4 protein-coding genes and 1 pseudogene are annotated in these 4,408 nt (G+C 69.9%); all 5 read left to right on the top strand.

Annotated features, from left to right (window positions below; all coding sequences use genetic code 11):
* A pseudogene (locus LK535_RS16615) lies at window positions 1-789 on the top strand (hypothetical protein); the annotation flags it as partial.
* Complete coding sequence (locus LK535_RS16620) at window positions 786-2,087, top strand: DNA-packaging protein (RefSeq protein WP_227773047.1); 1,302 nt, start codon at window positions 786-788, stop codon at window positions 2,085-2,087. The pseudogene LK535_RS16615 and the gene LK535_RS16620, both read left to right, overlap by 4 nt.
* A 42-nt stretch (window positions 2,088-2,129) precedes the next feature.
* A complete protein-coding gene (locus tag LK535_RS16625) occupies window positions 2,130-3,062 on the top strand; it encodes a phage portal protein (RefSeq protein ID WP_227773048.1) in 933 nt (310 codons plus the stop codon).
* 41 nt (window positions 3,063-3,103) lie between these two features.
* A complete protein-coding gene (locus LK535_RS16630; RefSeq protein WP_227773049.1) occupies window positions 3,104-3,619 on the top strand; it encodes a DUF2793 domain-containing protein in 516 nt (171 codons plus the stop codon).
* Window positions 3,620-3,730: 111 nt separating this feature from the next.
* Window positions 3,731-4,408: outer membrane protein (locus LK535_RS16635; RefSeq protein ID WP_227773050.1), on the top strand; the 678-nt coding region annotated here is incomplete at its 3' end.

A 4,408-nucleotide genomic window follows, 5' to 3' on the forward strand; every position in this document is an offset into this window, starting at 1 on the left:
GATGCGGGCGGATCGGGAGAGACGAAGACGGCGGCGCAGCGCGGGCGGTCAGCGGCTGGCCGCCCCCGCGCTGCCGGCGATCCTGCGGTGGGGGACGAGCGCGCGCCTCGCGCGATGGAGGATGCAAGTGCACGGCGTGATGCCGGTGCGCCGAGCACCCGACGCATTGCTGAAGGGGCAAACCGTCCCCGTAAGGCGCGCGCCGCGTCCGCATCGGCCGACAGGGGCGATGCGGCGGGGCGTGAGAGCGGCGGGTCGGCGCAAGGGGATGAGGCTGGCGCGGCGCTGGATGGTGCGGCTCAGGACGGGGCCGCTCCGGACGGTCTGGCGGCGTGCCACGAGGCATTGCGCGGCACCGAGCGGATCGCGGGGCATACCACGAAGCTCAGGCAGCTGCGCTTTGCCAAGGTGCTGGCGGAGACGTGCAACGTGGCGGCGGCGGCCGCGGCGGCGGGGCGGACGCTGGCGACGGTGCACCGCTGGCGCAGCGTCGATGCCGCCTTTGCCGCGGCCTGGGACGAGGCGCTGGCGATCGGATACGACCGGCTGGAAAATGCGCTGCTGGTTTATGCGATCGGCAAGGTTGACGGCGTGGCCGCCGGGGCGGTGGGGGCGAGCATCAGCAACGGCGACCTGCAACTGGCGGTCGGCATGTTGCAGCGGCATCGCGCCGCCGATGCCGGACGGCGGGGCCGGACGCTGCCGGTGAGGATGCCGACCGAGGCGGAGAGCGACGCGGCGCTGAAACGCGCGCTGGACGGGCTGGCGCGGCGGGGGGCGCCGTCATGAGCGACGATCTGCTGCTGAGGCTGGCGCTGCTGCCGCCGGACGAGCGCGACCGGGTGATCGCAGAACTGTCGATGCCGATGAAGGTGGAGATGGCGGGGCGCTGGCACACCTTCGCGCATGGGGGACAATATGAGCCAGAGGAGGCGTGGCGCGTGTGGCTGGTCCGTGCAGGGCGCGGGTTCGGCAAGACACGCGCGGGGGCGGAATGGGTCAATGGTATTGCGCGCACCCGTCCCGAAGCGCGGATCGCCCTGGTCGGCGCGACGGCGGACGAGGCGCGGCGGGTGATGGTGGAGGGGCCGAGCGGGGTGCTTGCCACCGCGCGGCTCGACATGCGGCCGGCCTGGGCGGCGAGCAAGGGCGAGGTGCGCTGGCCGGGCGGGGCGATCGCCACCGTCTATTCGGCGGACTCGCCCGAGGGGCTGCGTGGGCCCGAACATCATGCCGCCTGGTGCGACGAATTGGGCAAATGGCGGCGCGGCGAGGCGGCTTGGGACAATCTGATGATGACGATGCGGCTGGGAAAGCAGCCGCAGGTGATGGTGACGACGACGCCGCGATCGACCGCGCTGATGCGGCGGGTGATGGCGCTGCCGGGGCTGCACCAGACGACCGGGCGGACGGGCGACAACATCCACCTGCCGGCGGCGTTCGTCGAGACGATGGCGCAAAGCTATGGCGGGACGGCGCTGGGCCGGCAGGAGCTGGACGGCGAGATGATCGAGACGGTCGCGGGCGCGTTGTGGACGCGCGCGATGATCGAGGATTGTCGCATCGTCGCGGCGCCGGTGCTGGTGCGCGTTGTGGTTGGGGTTGATCCGCCGGCGAGCGTCGGCGGTGACGCCTGCGGGATCGTGGCCGCGGGGGTGGATGCCGCGGGCGGCGGCCATGTGATCGAGGACGCCAGCGTCACCGGCGCGACGCCGGAGGGCTGGGCGCGCGCGGTGGCGGGCTGCGCCGCGCGGCATGGCGCCGACCGGGTGGTGGCGGAGGCCAATCAGGGCGGCGAGATGGTGCGATCGGTGCTGCATGCCGCCGACACGGGGCTGCCGGTGAGGCTGGTCCATGCCAGCCGCGGCAAGGTGGCGCGCGCAGAGCCGGTGGCGGCGCTGTATGAGGCCGGGCGCGTGCGCCATGCGGGCGTGTTCCCGATGCTGGAGGACGAGCTGTGCGGGCTGGTGATCGGTGGCGGCTATGAGGGGCCGGGGCGGTCGCCCGACCGCGCGGATGCGTTGGTCTGGGCGCTGCATGAACTGATGCTGGGGCGGCGCGTGCAGGCCGGGGTGCGGGCGATCTAGCGCGGCGGCGCGGCGTGACCTGACAATTCGGGAGGGATGAGCATGAAGTGGTTCGGCATGAGGGCCGGGCGTGAGGAATCGCGCCCGGCCCTTTCGCGTGGGGCGGGGTCGCGGGCGGGGCAGGCCCTTGCGCAAGGGGAATGGCCGTCTGGCTATGAGGCGCAGGTGCGCGCGGGATATCTCGGCAATGCGGTGGCGCAGCGCGCGGTGCGGCTGGTGGCGGAGGCGGTGGGATCGGCGCCGCTCGACGCGAGCGATCCCGCGCTGCTGGCGCTGGTGACGGCGCGCGCCGGGGGCGGGCGGCTGGCCGAAGTGGTGGCGGCGCAGGTGCTGCTGCACGGCAATGCCTTCGTCCAGGTGCTGCGCGACGAGACGGGCGACGTCGCGGAACTGTATCCGCTCAGGCCCGAGCGGGTCGGCGTGGTGCTGGACGCCAGCGGCTGGGCGGCGGGCTATCGCTATACCGTCGGCGGGCGGGTGACGGGCCTGCGCCGCGGGCGCTTCGGCACCCCCATTCATGGTGCTCAACAGGGGGCCCGTCTCGTGTTGCTGGATGGTGACAGTGTGGCAACCATCCCTATCGAGGCTGCGTCCGGACAACGCATTCTGGTGATGGCCAACGGGGTCGGTGATGCAGTGCCGGTGGAAGCATCGGGCGTGCTTTCCGGCCGCTCGCTGCTTCCTCCAGCGCCGGTCAGACTGGCGGCTCGCGTCCTGGATCAGACCCTGCATTGCAGCTGGCGGCGGCGCAGCCGAACCGACTGGCGGTGGCGCGATGGCATCGACACCGCGCTGGCGGAAGAACGCGAGGCCTATCGGGTCACCATCAGCACTGCCGGCGGGACGATCACGCTGGAGAGCGAGGCGCCGTCCGTCACCGTGCCGCTGGGAGCGACGAGCCCAGCGTCAGGCCAGGTGGCCGTGCAACAGATCGGGACGCACGGCCGCTCCGCCGCGGCGACCGTCAGCTTCTGACAATCGCGCCCGACAATCACGTGGAATGGGGAGGAGGAATCATGAACGATAGCATGAGCGGGGATGCCACCGCGCGGTTGCGGCTGCCGCTGCTCCATGCTGGTCAGGCCCAAAAGGAGCTGGACCACAATGAAGCGCTGGCCATGCTCGACGTTGCGGTGCAGCCCGCAGTCGTGGCGATGGGGGTGGACGTGCCACCGCAGGAACCGGCGGAAGGAGAATGCTGGGTCATAGGCTCCCAGCCGGTTGGCGAATGGGCGGGCCGAGAGGGAGCGGTTGCAGGCTGGACGCTTGCCGGCTGGCGCTTCCTGCCAGCGCGGCCGGGAATGACGGTATGGCGGATCGAGGACGGCCTCACAGCCCGGTATGAAGCGGGGGCCTGGCGCATCGGCGAAGTGCGCGCGTCCAGAATCGTGATCGACGGAGCGTCCATGCTGGCCGCGCCGCAACCGGCCATTCCAGGCGTGACCGGCGGGTCAACGATCGACCTCCAGGCACGCGAAGCAGTTGAAGCTGTGCTGGAAACGCTGCGCGTTCACGGTCTGATCCAACGTTAAAATGTGTGTTTTCCGTGCAACAGTTGCCTCTTTTTGTCGCCTTGCACGGAAACCATCCTTTCGATAGTGAGTTTGCGCTGTCCGTAGTGACACCATGGAAAGGGGAATATGATGCGGAAGCTTGCCGTAGTTCTGGCGCTCGCTTCTACCGCTCTCGCCTCGCCTGCACTTGCCCGCGATAACGCGTGGTACGTAGGCGCCGAGTTCGGTGGTATGATCGTCGAGGACATCGAGTTCGATATCACGTCCGCCACGTCGGGCACCGGCACCATCGACCACGACTATGGCTATGACGCCGATGGTGTGGTTGGTTACGACTTCGGCGGCTTCCGCCTCGAGGCCGAAGTTGCCTACAAGTCGGCCGTTGTGGACAGCTACACCTCCACGGTCGGCGTTCCGGTGACCACCGGTGCAGGCGCCGGTACCGTTGCTCCGGGCACGTTTGACTATGCTGGCGGCCGTTCGACGGCGCTGAGCTTCATGGTCAACGGTATGCTCGACTTCGGTGACGATGACGGCATCCAGGGCTTCATCGGCGGTGGTGCCGGTGTGGCGCGCATCAAGAACCGCGTCGCGCTGAACCAGCGTGGCAGCTTCTTGAACGACTCTGACACCGTCTTCGCATGGCAGGGCATCGCCGGCGTTCGTGCGCCGCTGACCGAGAACCTCGACGCGACGCTGAAGTATCGCTTCTTCAACGCCAGCAACGTCGAGCTCGTCGACTTCGCGAACCGCGCCTACGAAGGCCGGTTCCGGTCGCACAGCATCCTGGGCGGTCTGACCTACAAC

Origin of the sequence: Sphingomonas sp. IC4-52 (genome assembly GCF_020707225.1) — a bacterium.
Lineage (GTDB): Bacteria > Pseudomonadota > Alphaproteobacteria > Sphingomonadales > Sphingomonadaceae > Sphingomonas.